This is a genomic window from Novosphingobium sp. FG90, from assembly GCF_057808725.1.
The window spans coordinates 213,672-228,475 of sequence record NZ_JBMDIO010000005.1; the positions used below are offsets into that span (position 1 = coordinate 213,672).

Genomic DNA, 14,804 nt, shown 5'->3' on the forward strand with positions numbered 1-14,804 from the left:
GGCTGCACCCCGCCGCGCATCAGTGCTCGTCAGAACTTCACGGTTGATCGCACACCGAACGTGCGCAGATCGCGCAGCGCCACCGCAACGCCCGAGAACGGCGAAAGGTAGGAGTTGGTGCGCTCCAGCAGGGTGAAGTCGATCGCGGCCGGATAAGCCTTGTTGTTGAACAGGTTGGTCACGAAACCTTCGAACGTGAAGCGATCGTTCCCGAAGCCCGCGCGCAAGTTCACCTGCGTCATGTCCGGCGTCTTCGTCAGGTTGGAGGCATTGGTGTAGACCCCCGACTTGTAGGTGAAGTCGGCGCGGGCGAAGGCCTCGACGTCACCGCGCAGCGGCATCGTGTAGTTGGCCGAGACCGAGCCCGACCAGCGCGAGGCCAGCGGATTGTGGTTGCCGCTGAAGTCGGTGATGCCGGTAAGGGCGGTCACCGTCGGCGCGCTCAGCTTGCGGATGTCGCTTTCGTTGTACGAACCGTTGGCCGAAAGGGTCAGGTGGTCGGTCGCCGCGAAGGAGAAGTCGCCTTCGAGGCCGTACATCTTGACCTTGCCGGTGTTGAGCTGGGCCTGGATGTTGTAGACCACGCTCGTCGCCGGATCGACCAGGGTGATGACGTTGGCGTTCAACTGGTCCTTCCAGATGCCGTAGTAGGCGGCGACCGAGTAGCGCAGGCGGTTGTTGAACGCCTTGCCCTTGGCGCCGATCTCGAAGTTGTCGAGCTTTTCAGGTTCGACCGCGATGCGCAGGCCCGCGTCGGCCGCCAGAACCTGCGCGGCGGGGCTCAGGTTGGACAGGAACACGGTGTTGAACGCGGCCGGGTTCACGCCCTTCGAATACGAGGCATAGATCATCATGTCCGGCGTCACGTCGTAGTTGACGATCACGCGCGGGGTGAAGTTCTTGTAAGTCTGCTTGGCGAGGACCGAGCCTTCCTCGTAGAAGCCGGGCGTCGCGAAGGCGGCCGAGGCGATGGTCTGGCCGCCCGGACGGGCATAGGCGTACATCGTGTCGATCTGGTAGCGACCGTCGAAGTTGATGCTGAGGTCCGGCGTCACCTTGTAGCCGAGGCCGAAGAAGGCGCCGAAGGTGCGGTTGCGGGTCTTGCCCGAGACGACGCTGAACTGGCTGGTGCCGAGCGCGCCGTTGTTGCCGCCGCCGCCGCCCTGGAACGTCGCGTTCAGGTAGCTGCCGCCGAGCGTCGCGGTGAACGGCCCGCCATCGTCATAACTTGCGCGAAGTTCCTGCGAGAAGTCCTTGCTGATGGCTTCGACGAGGTACGGATAGTCGAAGTAGCTCGGCGCGCCCGGCGCCGTGCCGACAGCGTTGGTCGAGTTCGGCGCGGTGGTGTTGTAGTAGAGGTCGAGGTCCGAAAGCTGGCTGCGGCGCTCGTTGTTGTAGCCGGTGAGCGAGGACAGCGTGATGCCGCTGCCGACCTCCCAGTCGACGTTGAAGTGCAGGTGATAGAACCGGCTGCGCAGGCCATAGCCCTGAACGCCGTCCTCGGGGTCGAGCAGGCGGCCCTTCGGGTTGGCGAGGAAGTCCTTGATGAAGGGCGTGTTGACCGTGTTCATCGAGGGCGCACCGGCAGGCAGGCCGGGCAGGGTGCCGCAGAAGTAGCGGTTGTTGCCGAAAGCGCAGTTCGAGGAATCCGGAACGATCACCGCGCCGTCCGAAGGGTTGGTGACGGCATGCGCGGCCAGCAGGCCGGTCGCGTTGGGACCGTCGTTGTTCTTCGAGATCATCGCGAAGGCCTTGGCCTTCAGGTTCGATGCGGGCGTGAACTCCATCGCCAGGGTTGCGGCACGGGTGCGCTGGTCTCCCAGCGTCTGGCCGGGCACACCCTGGTTCTTCCACGAACCGCCCTTGGCCATTTCCTGCACGGTCGCGCGGAAGCCGACGAGGCCCTCGATCAGTGGCGCGCCGATGGAGGCCTGGATGTCATGGTTGTCGCGCGTGCCGATCATGCCCGAGAAGCTGCCTTCGAGACGGTCAGGCGTCGACTTGGTCACGACGTTGACGGCACCAGCGAAAGTCTGGCGACCGAAGTAGGCGCTCTGCGGACCCTTGAGCACTTCGATGCGCTCGGGATCGGAGATGGTCTGGATCGCGGTGGCGGTGGAGACCGGCACGCCGTCGATGAACATCGAGGCGGTCTGAACCGAAGCACTCGACGGGGTGAAGCCGCGAATGATGACCTGCTGGAACGAGCGGTCGTTGCGACCCGACGAACTCGAAACGATCTTCATGCTGGGCGTGAAGGAGGCAAGGTCGGTGACCGATTGCACGCCGCGCTTCTGCATGTCCTCGCCGGAAAGGGCGGTAACCGAGATCGGGGTCTTGAGAATGTCCTCGCCGCGCTTGCGGGCAGTCACAACGATGTCGCCGGGCGCGCTGGCCGACGTATCGACGGCATCCTGCGCGCTGGCGGTGCTCGAAACACCTGCCGCGACGATCAACGACGTACAGGACAAAAGAACGGCGCGACGTAGCGCCGACGTACTGGTCATGATTGCTTTCCCCATTTCGATCCCCGACCGTTATCGGCCTAAGTTTTGAGATCGTTCTTCCTGCGTGAAACTTCTTGTTATATTTCGTTTTTTAAGCGTTTAATCAATAATTTAGCGCCTTCGCTGTCATCAAATCGCCACTTGATGAGTGCAAGGTAACACCGGTTTTTTCGCGCCGAAAATCAGAACGCCTTATCACCTGCAAGGAATCCTGATTGGCGCGGTCGGCGAAGTCGTGCTCGTTATCCGGATATGTCAGGGGGCAAGGCTGGCTTAGGCCGCAGTTCCCGGCAAGGGTGTTCCCCGACAGGCTCAATTCTTCGACGCGAGGCGCCAAAGACGTCATGAAACTGCTTGCGTTCCTGATGCAGACCGGTGGCCATATTGCTGGTTGGCGCCACTCCCGCGCCGCCGACAATGCCCTGTGTGATGCCGACTATTTCCGTGCACTTGGCCGCACTGCGGAGAAGGGGCTGTTCGACGGCGTCTTTCTGGCCGATTATCTGGGCTATCATCCGGTCCGGGGCGCGTCGGTGTTTGCCGGGCTGGAAACGCCCAAGCTCGATCCCCTGATCGTGCTGGCCACGATCGCGGCGGAGACGCGGCATCTCGGGTTGGTCGGCACAGCGTCCACCACATATAACCATCCTTACGACCTAGCCCGTCGCTTCGCCTCGCTCGACCATATGAGTCGGGGCCGCGTGGGCTGGAACATCGTAACGTCGACGATGGAGAATGAGGCGCACAACTACGGTTTCGACAGCCACCTGGCCCATGGCGACCGCTATGCCCGTGCGGAAGAGTTCGTGGCCGTGGCGCGCAGGCTGTGGGACAGCTGGCAGGACGGCGCGGTCGTCGCTGACAAGGCCAACGGACGCTATACCGACCCTGCGCGGATCAGCGCCGTCGACCATCGGGGCGAACACTTCAGGGTCGCCGGACCGCTGACCGTGCCGCGTCCGCCGCAGGGACACCCGGTGCTCGTGCAGGCCGGCGCTTCCGCCACCGGCCAGCGCTTCGCTGCCGCCAACGCGGAAGTCATCTTCACCTCGCACCCGACGATCGAGACCGCGCAGGCATTTCGAACGGCAATGCATGATCAACTGGCACAGTTCGGCCACCTGCCGGAAAGCCTCAAGATCATGCCTGCCGTCACTCCGGTAGTCGGTCGCAGCCGCGCAGAGGCCGAAGACCTCAAGCGCGAGCTCGATGACCTGATCCCGGCCGAAATCGCGATTTCAAAGCTCGAAGGGCTTCTCGGCAACATCGACCTGTCGCAGGCCGACCCGGACGGGCCTTTGCCACCTCTGCCGGAGGCAGCGCTTGCAGGGCAGAATTCTACGCGCGATCGCGTGCTCGAACTGGCCGAGCGTCAGGGCCTGCCGGTGCGCGAACTGGCGCGCCGGGTCGCTGCCGGGCGTACCGGGCACACCATCGTCGGTACGGCCGAGGAGGTTGCCGAAACGCTCATCCACTGGGAGACGCAAGGCGCGGCGGACGGCTTCGTCATCTCTGCGCCGTTCCTGCCGGGCGGGCTCGAGGACTTCGTGGATCTCGTCGTGCCGATTCTCCAGGATCGCGGGCACTTCCGCAAGGAATACGAAGGTGCGACGCTGCGCGAGAACCTGGGACTGGCCGTTCCAGCCAACGCTTTCGATGCCGACCCCGGCCTGCGGAGCCGCCCCGAAATCTGGTGATCGGCAAGGCCCCGTCCCTGGCGCGGCACGTCGAGCGACGACGCCGCGCCCTCAATTGCGCCCCAAGGAAACGTCTGCCCCATGCCCGCGCTCGCCCCTTTGATTAACCGTGCCGTTGCCGAAAGCGTGATGAGCGAGCACGGCATATCGGCGCTGGTCCTTGCCGATCCGACGAACATCTATCATGCCACCGGCTTCTTGCCGCAAATGGTGCTGATGGGCCAGTCGGGGGCTGCCTTCGCCGTTGTGCCGGCATCGGCCGAAGAACCGGTGATCCTGATCACCAGCCAGTTCATCCATTATCTCCACGATGTCGAGGACCCCGCCGAGGGCGGCCCACTGGACATCTTCCTCTACACCGCGCCCGACGGGCTGGAGGGCGATGCCGCCGCGCCGGTCTTCCTTGATGAGCCGCCGGGCGGACGGCCCGATCTGCTCGACAGGTTGAGCCGGACAGCGACGCTGGGTGTGCTGTCTCGCAGACCGGCATTCCGTAACGCTGCGACTGCCCTGAGCGCGGCAGTCGCTCCTCATGGCGCGAACCTTGCGGTAGATACGCTGAACGCCGCTGCGGGAGTCGGACTGACGGGCGCGTGCACGCCTGCAGAGCCGCTGCTGCGCCGCATCCGGATGATCAAGTCTGCGGCGGAGATCGCGCTGATGCGCCACGCCGCCGCAAGCAATGCCGAGGCAGCCCGTGCCGCCATTCTCTCGATGCAGGCGGGATCGACTTACGAGGAGCTACGCCTGGCGTTCTTCGCCGAAACCGGCCGTAGGGGTGGGGTGCCATTGTTCCTGTCGACCGACAGCATGGCCATGCGCCGCCGCGACGGCATCATCCGCGACGGACGCAGCTTCCAGATCGACGCGGTCAGCCACTACGCCGGATACCACGGCGATTTCGGGCGCACGGTCTTCGTCGGTGCTCCCGATCCGATCGTCATGCGCATGGTCCAGGCGGCGGTCTGCGCGAATGACGCCATCGCCCGCGAACTGCGCCCCGGACTGCTCTATTCCGATGTCCGCCGTATCGGCCAGGGCGCGGTTGCACGCGCAGGCTACGACGTTTCCGTAGCCTGCGCCACGCACAGCGTCGGCCTGTTCCATACGGATGAGGCGTTCAAGGGCAATGCGCTGAATTTCGACAAGGACGACCATCGTATCGAGGTAGACATGGTCATCAGCGTGGACTGCCCGGTGCTCCACCTGAATGCTACCGGAAACGTTCATCTCGAAGATCTTTGGCTGATCACCGAAGACGGCTGCGAGCCGCTGAACGATCGCAGAGAACCATTCCTTCAGATATGACGTATTTCTAAATAATACCTATTTATCATAATGATATATGATTTACGGCAGGTTGCTTATGATGCAGGTCACATAAGCTCGAATCAAATAAAGAAATATCATATAAGCATTTGATATATAACGTCGATGCGGATCAAGGCTTCGACGCCGGCGCGGACACGATCACCCGGACAACGGCGACTACACACCATTCCCGCAAGACCGGCCCGATCGACGGCATTTCCGTCACACCGCAATGAGGGCAGGGCGCGTGCCCCCAGTTACAGGTTGTCCGAGACCGCACCGAATTCGATGGCGGTCACGCGGTCACGGCCCTCCTGCTTGCTACGGTAAAGCTGCCGGTCAGCTTCCTTCAGCCACATCTCGGGCGTCATGTCGGGCAGGCAGCGCGCGCTGGCGACGCCGATGCTGACGGTGATGAAGGGGCTGATCTGCGAGCGCTCGTGCGGGATGTTGAGCGATTGCACATGCTGGCTGATCTCCTGCGCCACCAGCGCTGCGCCATCCGGGTCGGCGCCGGGCAGGATGCAGGCGAACTCTTCGCCGCCGTAGCGGGCCGGAAGGTCTGAGGCGCGCTTGACGGCGCGGGCGAGGGCGGCGCTGACCATGACGATGCAGCGGTCCCCCGCCGGGTGGCCGTAGGTGTCATTGAACTGCTTGAAGAAATCGATGTCGATCATGATGACCGTCAGCCAGTCGCCGGTACGCCCGAGCCGTCCCACTTCGGCGTGGAGCGCCTGCTCCATCTGGCGGCGATTGCTGAGGCCGGTAAGCGCATCGGTGACGGCAAGATTCGCCAGCTGGTCGCGCAGGCGCTTGAGTTCGACATGGTTGCCGACCCGGGCGCGCAGGATCGCGGGCTGGATCGGCTTGGTCACATAGTCGATCGCACCCAGTTGCAGGCCGCGCATCTCGTGGTCGGTATCGCCCAGGCCCGTGGTGAAGATCACCGGGATATCGGCGAGCTGGGGGTCCGCCTTGATCTGGCGGCAGACCTCGAAGCCGTCGATTCCGGGCATCAGCACATCAAGCAGGATCAGGTCGGGCGGGGTGATCCGCGCGGTATCCAGCGCCTGCTGGCCAGAGGTGGAGAACAGGACTTCGTAGTCGTCCTCCAGCACCGCATTCATGATCTCGATGTTGGAGACCTCATCGTCGACGATGAGGATCGTGCCCCTGCTCATGCCGTTGCTCCTGCCTTGCCGATCGGCTCGGCGGCGGTGTCATCCGCGTCGAGCAATTCGATTGCCGTATCGTAGTCGAGCTTTTCCAGCGCGCGGTTGACCGGATGCGCGGCGCGCTCGTCTTCATTCAGGCCGATCGCAGCGGCATAGCGGCCGAAACTGGCCCGCGCGCCAAGGCTGCGGCGGCGCAGCAGGGCACGCAATTCGTCGCGTGCCACAGCTGCCGCGCCCATATCGCGATCAGCCTCGGCGGCCGGGGCAACGGCTGCGCGGTTTGCTGAGAGAGAGCGGGCCGCCGCGATGGCGGGGGCCAGCAGTACATCCAGATCGACGATCGCCGCCTGCGCCTGAAGCGCGTCGCCATCGGCAAGCATTCGCTCGATCTCTGCCGCCGAACGCTGGATCTGAGGCAGTTCGAGGGACCCTGCGACCCCCTTGAGGCTATGGGCGAGACGCCGGGCATCGGCGAGCAGGCCACCGGCGATATGCGTTCGCAAATCCTGCCCGACGTTCGCGTAAGTCTCGCCGAAGGTGATGATCAGCTTGCGCAGCAGCGAGGCCTTTCCATTCACGCGCAGCAGGGCGGCGCGCAAATCGAACGGCGGCAGGTGCTCCGGCAGGACAGTGTCCTGCCCCGGAGCTGGAGCCAGAATGGAAGCCATAGCGGCGACCGGAGCGAGCGCCGCCACCGGAGCGAGCGCCGCCACCGGCGCGCGCGCCGAGGTTTCGGCCGTGACCGGCTGCAACCAGCGTTCGAGCGTGCGCATCAGCATCGCCGGATCGACCGGCTTGGAGATATGATCGTTCATACCCGCGTTGAGGCAGCGCTGGCGCTCCTCTTCATGGGCATGGGCGGTCATGGCGATGATCGGCAGGCGATGGGCGGACCATGTCTCGCGGATGAGACGGGTCGCGGCGATGCCGTCCATCTCGGGCATCTGCACGTCCATGAGCACGGCTGCGTAATTGCCGTTAGCGGCCTGCACACGGTCGCAGCCGATGCGTCCGTTTTCTGCCTGATCGACGATGAGACCGGCCTGCACGAGCAACTCGATGGCGATTTCGCGGTTGATCTCGTTGTCCTCGACCAGCAGGACGCGGGCGCCCTGGAACTGGGCGGCGACGGTCGGCGCGGCTTCCGCCGTGGCTTCGCCGACGTGGCCGGTATCGTGCGACGCGACCTCGATGATCGTCTCGAGCAGGGCGCGGGGCGCTATCGGCTTGGTCAGTACCGCCGCGACGTGGGCCGGGGTGCCGCCGGGAAGGAGGCTGTCGGCGCCATAGGCGGTGACGATGAGAGTGCGCGGCAAAGGCGCAGTGTGCTCCATGATCTGCATCGCCTCGACCGTCTGCAGCCCGTTCATGCCGGGCATCTTCCAGTCGAGCAGGACAAGGTCGTAGGCATGGCCGGCCTCGTCCGCGCTGCGGATCGCGCTCAGCGCCTCGTCGCCCGAGGCGACGAGATCGAGTGAAATCTCCCAGCCCGCAAAGATGTCCTGCAGTACTTGACGCGACGCCGCGTTGTCATCTGCGGCAAGCACGCGCAGGGCGCGGATGTGCGCGGGAACGGCGGGTTCGAGGGCAGCATTCTCGTCCTCGCGCGCCATCTGCATCCGGGCAATGAAAGTGCTGCCCTGGCCGGGGGCGCTCTCGACGCGGATCGAACCTCCCATCTGTTCGACGATCTGGCGGCAGATCGCGAGGCCGAGGCCGGTGCCGCCGAAGCGCCGCGTGGTCGAGCTGTCCGCCTGGGTGAAGGACTGGAACAGCGCAGCCTGCTGTTCGGTGTTCATGCCGATGCCGGTGTCGCGCACCTGCAGTTCGACGGTGAGTTGATCCCCCGTCTCCTCGACGATGTCGAGACTGACGGTGACGCTGCCGTTTTCCGAGAACTTGACCGCGTTGCTGACGAGGTTGAGCAGCACCTGGTTGAAGCGCAGCTCGTCGCCCATCAGGCGATGGGGCAGGGCACCGGACACCTCGGAGGTGACGCGCACCCGCTTGGCCTCCGCATCGCCGGCGACCAATTGCAACTGGTTGGCGATGGCATTGCGCACATCGAAGGGGTTTGCCTCCAGCGTCAGCTTGCCTGCCTCGTTCTTCGAGAAGTCGAGGATGTCGTTGATCAGGCGCAGCAGCGACATGCCCGCCTGCCCGATCTTGGCGACGTAATCCTTCTGCTTCGGGTCGAGGTCGGTACGCCCGATCAGGTGGCAGAAGCCTAGGATCGCGTTCATCGGCGTGCGGATTTCATGGCTCATGTTGGCCAGGAACATGCTCTTGGCCCGGCTCGCCTCTTCCGCCTCGCGGGTGCGTTCGCGCAAGGCGAAGGATTCGACCAGCTGGTCGCTCAGCAGCACCAGCACACTCGCCTGGAAGATGACGATGACGGCATGGAGCACCACGCGGCCAAGGTTGCCGCCGCCCGCGAACACGATCGAGGGCAGCAGGTACAGGAGCAGCAGATGATGCAGGGCCACCGCGGTCGCCGCGACCAGAACCGCGCGGCGATCGCACCAGCCGATGGTGAGCGTCAGCATGGCGAAGAAGTACATGTGCATGTCCATCTGCCAGGGATGGCCACGCAAGAGGACGAGCAGGATCGCCGGCTCCGCCATCAACGCGACGGCGGAGAGGTATCGCGTGGCGGGCGCGATGCCGTGCCGCAGCCACATCAGGTGGTAGCTTCCGGCAACGACCGCACCGGCGAGAGCCGCCGCCATCGGACTGTGCCCGGTCATGAACGCGACAACGGCGAAGAGCGGGACATGCGCCCAGAAGAGCGCCAGGAGCAGGCGGCCGGACTTGCGGCGCAACTGGTCGAGTTCGACGTTCACGAAGTCTGCTCCTGCGAAGAAGAAGGCGCGCCGCAACCCGCGACGGCCGGAACGGAAACGGCAAGCCACGCGCCCGCCTTGCGCAGCGACGCGGCGAAGTGGGTCTGCGAAGACCCCGCGATCACGACGTTGGGTAGCGAACTGGTGGCGGCAAGGCGGCCCCCGGTGCGCGTGACGAGATTGACGCTGTCGACCAGCGAAGAACTCGGCGCGGTCACCACGAGGTACTGCCCGGACTGCGTGCCGGAAAGCATCCAGCTTGCCGTCAGGCCCATGAGCCCGGCGGCAAGGAGCCCGGCAGCGGGCAGGAAATCACGAAAGCCGCCTTCGGAGGGCGCGATTGGTCCATGTTTGCAGGCATGGGCACCGGCACGCGACTCAGGTCGACGAGATACTGTCCAATAAAACATGGGCACGGCCTACGAAACTATGGCTATTTTTTGGTTAAAGGCTCGACGAAATCCCGCCAGATTTCGCACATTTCACTATTGTAACCGCCCACCTGCCAATGTGACGTGGTGCGCAGGCGGGTGGGCCGCCATCAGAACGGCCGCAGCGTCGCTCGGAACTGCGCGCGAATAGAGAAAGCCCTGACCCAGCATACATCCGAGCGCCGTCAGCTTGCGCGCCTGCCCGGCGGTCTCGATACCTTCGGCGACCACCTGGATGCCCAGCTTGGTCGCGATACCGATGATACCCTCTACGATGATCTGGCTGGGTGCATGGGAAACGATGCGGTCTATGAAGGACTTGTCTATCTTGATGTAGTCCACCGGCACGCTCATCAGATGCGTGAGCGAGGCGTAGCCGGTGCCGAAATCGTCGAGGGCGACCTTCAGACCCTTGGCACGCAGGGCCTCCACCGACCGGCGCACGACGCCGGCCTCGTCCATGTAGACGGACTCGGTAACTTCAAGGCTGACGTGGCGCAGCGGCACCCCTTCGCGTTCGAAAGTATCGCTAAGCAGGCCATAGATCGAGGCGCCGTTGAAGTCGGCGGAAGAGACGTTGATGCTGACCTGCGGCACGGCGATGCCTGCGGCAAGCCATTCAGAGATGTCGCGCGCCACGGCTGCCATCATGCGCTGGGTCAGCGCGCCTGCGATCTGCGCGTCGGTTGTCGCCTCGTGGAACGAGGCCGCCGGCACGACCTGATCGCCGATCCTCATGCGGCACAGCGCCTCCAGGCCGATCACTTCGCCGCTGCGAATATCGACGACGGGCTGGTAATGCGGCTCGATCCGGTTTTCGCGCAGAGCCGCGTTGACGTCGCGGATCGCCGTGAGCCGCTGCGTCATCCGGCTGCCAATGCCCGGCCAGTAGCGCACGAACCCGCCGCGCCCCGTTTCCTTGGCGTGATAGAGCGCGAAATCGGCGTTCTGGCGCACCTGCTCGGCCGTCGTCTCGGCAAGCGAGCATTCGGCTAGCCCTATTGTCGCTCCGGGGGAAACGACGTGGCCGTCGCAATTGGCGGTCAGGGCGATTTCATCGAGATATGCCTGCGCCGTGCGCTCGAGATCGCGCAGCGCTGCCTCGCTTTCGACGACGATCGCGAATTCGTCGCCGCCGATGCGATAGGCGCGATCGGGGTAGGCGGCGATGGTCAGGCGGTCCGACACCTGCTGCAGCAGAAGATCGCCCGCGCGATGGCCGAAGGTGTCGTTGACGAACTTGAGGTTGTCCACGTCGAGCAGCAACAGCGCCCAGCTGCCCGGAACCGCACCATCGAGACGGTGCAGGGCGGTATTGAAGGCACCGCGATTGGCAAGACCGGTAAGGGCATCGGTATTGGCGCGCCGCTCGTACTCGACTACCCGCAGCTGGCGGTCCAGCGCGATCGAGCACAAGTGGATGCACTGCTCGACGATGTCGCGTTCGAGCAGGGAGGGGCCGCGCATTTCGCGATAGTAGAAAGCGAAGGTCGCCACCGCTCTGCGCTGCGCATCGAATATCGGATGGGACCAGCAGGCCCTCAGGCCCCACGGCAGGACGAGGTGCCTGAACTCGCTCCATCGCGGATCGTTGGCGATGTCGGCGGTCGTGATTTCCTGCCCGCGATAGGCCGCGGTTCCGCAAGTGCCGACTTCCGGGCCGATCGAAATCCCCTCGATGGCAGCGCAGAAAGCCTGCGGCAAACCGGGGGCTGCAAGCGTATGGATGCGCCCCAGTGGGTCCACCGTCACGACGGAACAGATAACGCCGGGAACGAGGCGCTCGACTTCAAGGCACAGCCGCAAGGCCGTGTCTGCCAGCGTCTCGCCCTTGGCGATCATCTCTAGGATCGTGTTCTGTAAAGCGCTCATCGGCTCCGAGCCTGGCCAGCCGGGAGTCAGTGTGCGTCACAAGGGTTAATTTTCTTTCCTCTGTGCCGTCATGCGCGGCCGTGTCGCTTTCGGCCCGTCGCGGGTTCGATGCGGTTCGTCCTGCACATCCCATCCGGCGAGGATGCCGCGCCGGATCGCGGCGATGCCGGAGGTTTCGCGCCAGGTCATGCCGATCTCGCGCGCTTTTGCGCCCGGGCCGTGGGAGCCGGTCTCCCAGAAGCGGGAATCCTGCGGCCGGAACACGCCGGTCATGGTGCCGTCGCGGGCGGTGCCGTTCATCGTCGTCCAGTGATCCGGGTGGATGTGACGGTCCATGAAGCAGTCTATGAAGATCGCCTGGCCCACGGCGGCAGGATCGGCATAGCGCCCATCGGCAAAGCGCGTCGTCGGATGCCACGGTCGTGCGAGCGCCACGGCGCCGTCGGGGACGCCGGCTTCCCGGGTCAGGCGGGAACGATGGACGACGATGCCATGCGCCTGCGATAACGGAGTGGAAGGCGCCGCGATGAACGACTGGAACTCGCCCTGTACATGAGGCGCGCTGCGGGGGCGGGAGCGGATCTCGCTGTCCTCGATCAGCAGTTGGCCATTGCCGAAGATGAAGTCGATGTTGCCCGCCACCAGACTGCGGCGCACCAGCGCCCGGCCGCCGTTCGCGAACAGCGTGTCCTGATAGCCCAGCACCGCCGAGCGATCGACAAGAACGCGGTCGCTGTGCACGTCGAGCAGCAGCGCGACAGCCTGGGGATTGGCGATCCGCTCGGCGGTGCCCTGCGGGTGACGGTCGTTGGCGAGGTAGTCGAAGGTGTTCTCCACCGTCAGCCCCCGGACCACGACCTCCTGCGCATCCACTGTCAGCGTGGCGGAACCGGGCGTGCCCCAGCCGTCCCGGTGCCAGCCCCGGGCGGTCTGCGCGACGGCACTGAAGTGTACGCGCGTGCGCTCTTGGCCACTGCCGATCAGGCGGACCCGGTTGCGGGTCACGACCGGCTTTTCCGCATAGTCGCCGGGCGCGATGCGGATGGTGATCCAGTCGCCCGAACTGTCGCGGGCGGCAGCGTCGAGCGCCAGCTGGATCGAGGTATAACATGGCGCCGAACTGTCCGAGCACATCGGCCGCACGAGATACTCGGTGGGAGCCGCCAGCGCGGGTAGGGCAGCGGCGTTGGACAGTATCGCGCCAAGGAGGGAGGCAAGGCTGCGGATCATCTGGAGGCGATCCCTTGCGCGGGTTCGGGAAGGTTGCCGAGAAAGCCGTCGATCTCGGCGGCCACGGCGGCCTTGCCTTCGGTGAAGCGCGTGATGCCGCCGCTGACGATCAGCGTCGGCGGCGACCGTGGCCCCACATGGCTGGCGGCGCTGGCCTCTTTCCAGCGCGCCGGGACATGTTCGTAGGAGCCCCCCAGCCAGCGGGCCGCAGGGCGGAACACGTCCATGTGCAGATCGCGCGTGCCGGTGTTCTTGTAGGGACGGTCGAACAGGACCGACTGCCCTTCGCGCCAGGTGACGGCAGGCCAGGCGATCCCCGGAAACCTGTCTCGGTACTGCTCGAAACGCTGGCCGATGGTGTAGCTGTCGTCCACTTCGCGTGCCGGGGCGGTGCCCGGGAAGAGCATGGCGGCAAGGACCAGCGCCAACCGCGTCTTGCCTGAAGTCGGCACTATGTATCTCTCCCTGTAGAATACGAAAAAGAGGGCCGTCGCCGGGTCGGCCTGGTATGAAGGATCATAGCGCGGATCGGCGTAGATGGCCGCCCAGTATTCCTGCGGGACCGACTGCTGCGTCGCGGATGGCGCGCACGCCGGTCCAGACCTGCTTCTCCACCGCCTTTTCGGTCATGCCGAGGTGGGCGGCGATTTCCTTTTGGGACCAGCCTTCGATCTTGCGCAGTTCCACCACCCGGCGGCAGCGTTCGGGCAGGCGGCCGATGATCGCCAGCACTCGTTCGTAACTCATGCGGCTTGCCGCCTGTTCCTCGGGCGAGGGGGTTTCGTCCTGCCATGTCTCGATCTCGCTGACCGCCTCCAGCACCACGACCTGCCGACGCTTGAGGCGCCGCAGCACGAGGTTGCGAGTGATCGAGAACATATAGGCCAGCGGCCGATCGATGTGGTCGACCGAGGGCAGCATCGCGATCCGGCAGTAGGCTTCCTGCATCACCTCGTCCACGTCCTCCGGCGAGAGGCGCGAGCGGGCCAGCCAGCGGCGGACCCGCGCCTCATGGGGCACGATCTCGCGCGCGACCCAGAGGGCCGTCCGGCGTCGCCGCGCAAGTTCCTTGTCTGCCTCCCCTGGCGTGGCACCCTCCCTCAAGGCTTTCGGATTTCCCGTTTGCCATGAAAGAGACCCCGCGCGGAAAAATCCTTCCGCGCGGGTGCAGATTTTTTCAGGAGAGGAAGCGGACCACCAACGCGGGGCCTGCGGTGGTGACCGGACCGTCGATCCGGGCGCAGTCGAGATAGCCGAGATGGGTGTCGTCGAGTGTCTGCGCTTCGAGTGCGAGGAGGAATGTGGTGCCTGCGGGGGTGACTATTTCGCCGGGGGTCAGGCGCTGCATCTCGCAGGTGTATACGCCGCGACGGACCATGGCGTTGAGGTCGAGCACCGGCCCGCCCAGCGGGACACCTTCGACGCTCGCCGTGCCGTCGAAGGGGAAGGGCGCGCTGACGGGGTTGAGGACTGCGTCCACGGCTCCGGACAAATGCAGGGTGCCTTCCAGCACCGCCAGCGTCCGGTCGATGCCCTCGAATGCGGAGAACGGCCCGGCCTGCTCTACGCGCGCCATGCTGAGGCGCCAGAGGAAGTCGCCCATCGCCGCGCCGGGCGGGAAGACGGCGATCTCGCGCGTGGTGCCGCCGCCGTTCTTCCAGGGAACCTCCGGGCAGTCGGCGGCGCGGATGATGCGGGCGATGGTCATCGGCGTTCCGGTCTCGTCATTCGGTTATCA

The 14,804-nt window shown here is 65.0% G+C and carries 11 protein-coding genes; 2 read left to right on the top strand and 9 right to left on the bottom strand.

Translation table 11 applies throughout. The features are described from left to right. Nucleotides 1-29: 29 nt before the first annotated feature. Nucleotides 30-2,507 carry a TonB-dependent receptor gene (locus ACODRZ_RS07060; RefSeq protein ID WP_488969193.1) on the bottom strand — a complete coding sequence of 826 codons (2,478 nt, stop codon included), beginning with the start codon at nt 2,505-2,507 and terminating at the stop codon, nt 30-32. Between the two features lie 344 nt (nt 2,508-2,851). Between ACODRZ_RS07060 and ACODRZ_RS07065 the strand changes: the two genes are divergently transcribed. Then, complete coding sequence (locus tag ACODRZ_RS07065) at nt 2,852-4,204, top strand: LLM class flavin-dependent oxidoreductase (protein ID WP_488969192.1); 1,353 nt, start codon at nt 2,852-2,854, stop codon at nt 4,202-4,204. Between the two features lie 81 nt (nt 4,205-4,285). After that, a complete protein-coding gene (locus ACODRZ_RS07070; protein WP_488969191.1) occupies nt 4,286-5,512 on the top strand; it encodes a M24 family metallopeptidase in 1,227 nt (408 codons plus the stop codon). Nucleotides 5,513-5,772: 260 nt separating this feature from the next. Here ACODRZ_RS07070 and ACODRZ_RS07075 read toward each other — a convergent pair whose 3' ends face one another. The 8 genes from ACODRZ_RS07075 to ACODRZ_RS07110 all read right to left on the bottom strand — a co-directional run bounded on the left by ACODRZ_RS07075 (nt 5,773) and on the right by ACODRZ_RS07110 (nt 14,774). Beyond that, nucleotides 5,773-6,696, bottom strand: a complete 924-nt coding sequence (locus tag ACODRZ_RS07075) for a diguanylate cyclase (protein WP_488969190.1) — start codon at nt 6,694-6,696, stop codon at nt 5,773-5,775. After that, nucleotides 6,693-9,533, bottom strand: a complete 2,841-nt coding sequence (locus ACODRZ_RS07080; protein ID WP_488969189.1) for a response regulator — start codon at nt 9,531-9,533, stop codon at nt 6,693-6,695. The genes ACODRZ_RS07075 and ACODRZ_RS07080 overlap by 4 nt, the downstream gene beginning before the upstream one ends. After that, complete coding sequence (locus ACODRZ_RS07085; RefSeq protein WP_488969188.1) at nt 9,530-9,943, bottom strand: hypothetical protein; 414 nt, start codon at nt 9,941-9,943, stop codon at nt 9,530-9,532. Before ACODRZ_RS07085 ends, ACODRZ_RS07080 begins: the two co-directional genes overlap by 4 nt. A 75-nt stretch (nt 9,944-10,018) precedes the next feature. Continuing rightward, nucleotides 10,019-11,836: a putative bifunctional diguanylate cyclase/phosphodiesterase gene (locus ACODRZ_RS07090; protein WP_488969187.1), complete on the bottom strand. Its 1,818-nt coding sequence runs from the start codon at nt 11,834-11,836 to the stop codon at nt 10,019-10,021. Between the two features lie 45 nt (nt 11,837-11,881). Beyond that, nucleotides 11,882-13,066: a pectinesterase family protein gene (locus ACODRZ_RS07095; protein ID WP_488969186.1), complete on the bottom strand. Its 1,185-nt coding sequence runs from the start codon at nt 13,064-13,066 to the stop codon at nt 11,882-11,884. Next, nucleotides 13,063-13,518: a hypothetical protein gene (locus tag ACODRZ_RS07100; protein WP_488969185.1), complete on the bottom strand. Its 456-nt coding sequence runs from the start codon at nt 13,516-13,518 to the stop codon at nt 13,063-13,065. Before ACODRZ_RS07100 ends, ACODRZ_RS07095 begins: the two co-directional genes overlap by 4 nt. A gap of 64 nt (nt 13,519-13,582) precedes the next feature. Next, on the bottom strand, nt 13,583-14,170 hold the full coding sequence (locus tag ACODRZ_RS07105) for an RNA polymerase sigma factor (RefSeq protein WP_488969184.1): 588 nt from the start codon (nt 14,168-14,170) through the stop codon (nt 13,583-13,585). Between the two features lie 73 nt (nt 14,171-14,243). Next, the gene (locus tag ACODRZ_RS07110; RefSeq protein WP_488969183.1) at nt 14,244-14,774 is read right to left on the bottom strand and encodes a HutD/Ves family protein; all 531 of its coding nucleotides are present in this window, start codon (nt 14,772-14,774) and stop codon (nt 14,244-14,246) included. Nucleotides 14,775-14,804: the final 30 nt, after the last annotated feature.

Bases quoted from the DNA above. Each gene is read 5' to 3' on its own strand.
- ACODRZ_RS07060 (WP_488969193.1), bottom strand. From the start codon at position 2,507: ATGACCAGTACGTCGGCGCTACGTCGCGCCGTTCTTTTGTCCTGTACG.
- ACODRZ_RS07065 (WP_488969192.1), top strand. From the start codon at position 2,852: ATGAAACTGCTTGCGTTCCTGATGCAGACCGGTGGCCATATTGCTGGT.
- ACODRZ_RS07070 (WP_488969191.1), top strand. From the start codon at position 4,286: ATGCCCGCGCTCGCCCCTTTGATTAACCGTGCCGTTGCCGAAAGCGTG.
- ACODRZ_RS07075 (WP_488969190.1), bottom strand. From the start codon at position 6,696: ATGAGCAGGGGCACGATCCTCATCGTCGACGATGAGGTCTCCAACATC.
- ACODRZ_RS07085 (WP_488969188.1), bottom strand. From the start codon at position 9,943: ATGTTTTATTGGACAGTATCTCGTCGACCTGAGTCGCGTGCCGGTGCC.
- ACODRZ_RS07090 (WP_488969187.1), bottom strand. From the start codon at position 11,836: ATGAGCGCTTTACAGAACACGATCCTAGAGATGATCGCCAAGGGCGAG.
- ACODRZ_RS07095 (WP_488969186.1), bottom strand. From the start codon at position 13,066: ATGATCCGCAGCCTTGCCTCCCTCCTTGGCGCGATACTGTCCAACGCC.
- ACODRZ_RS07110 (WP_488969183.1), bottom strand. From the start codon at position 14,774: ATGACCATCGCCCGCATCATCCGCGCCGCCGACTGCCCGGAGGTTCCC.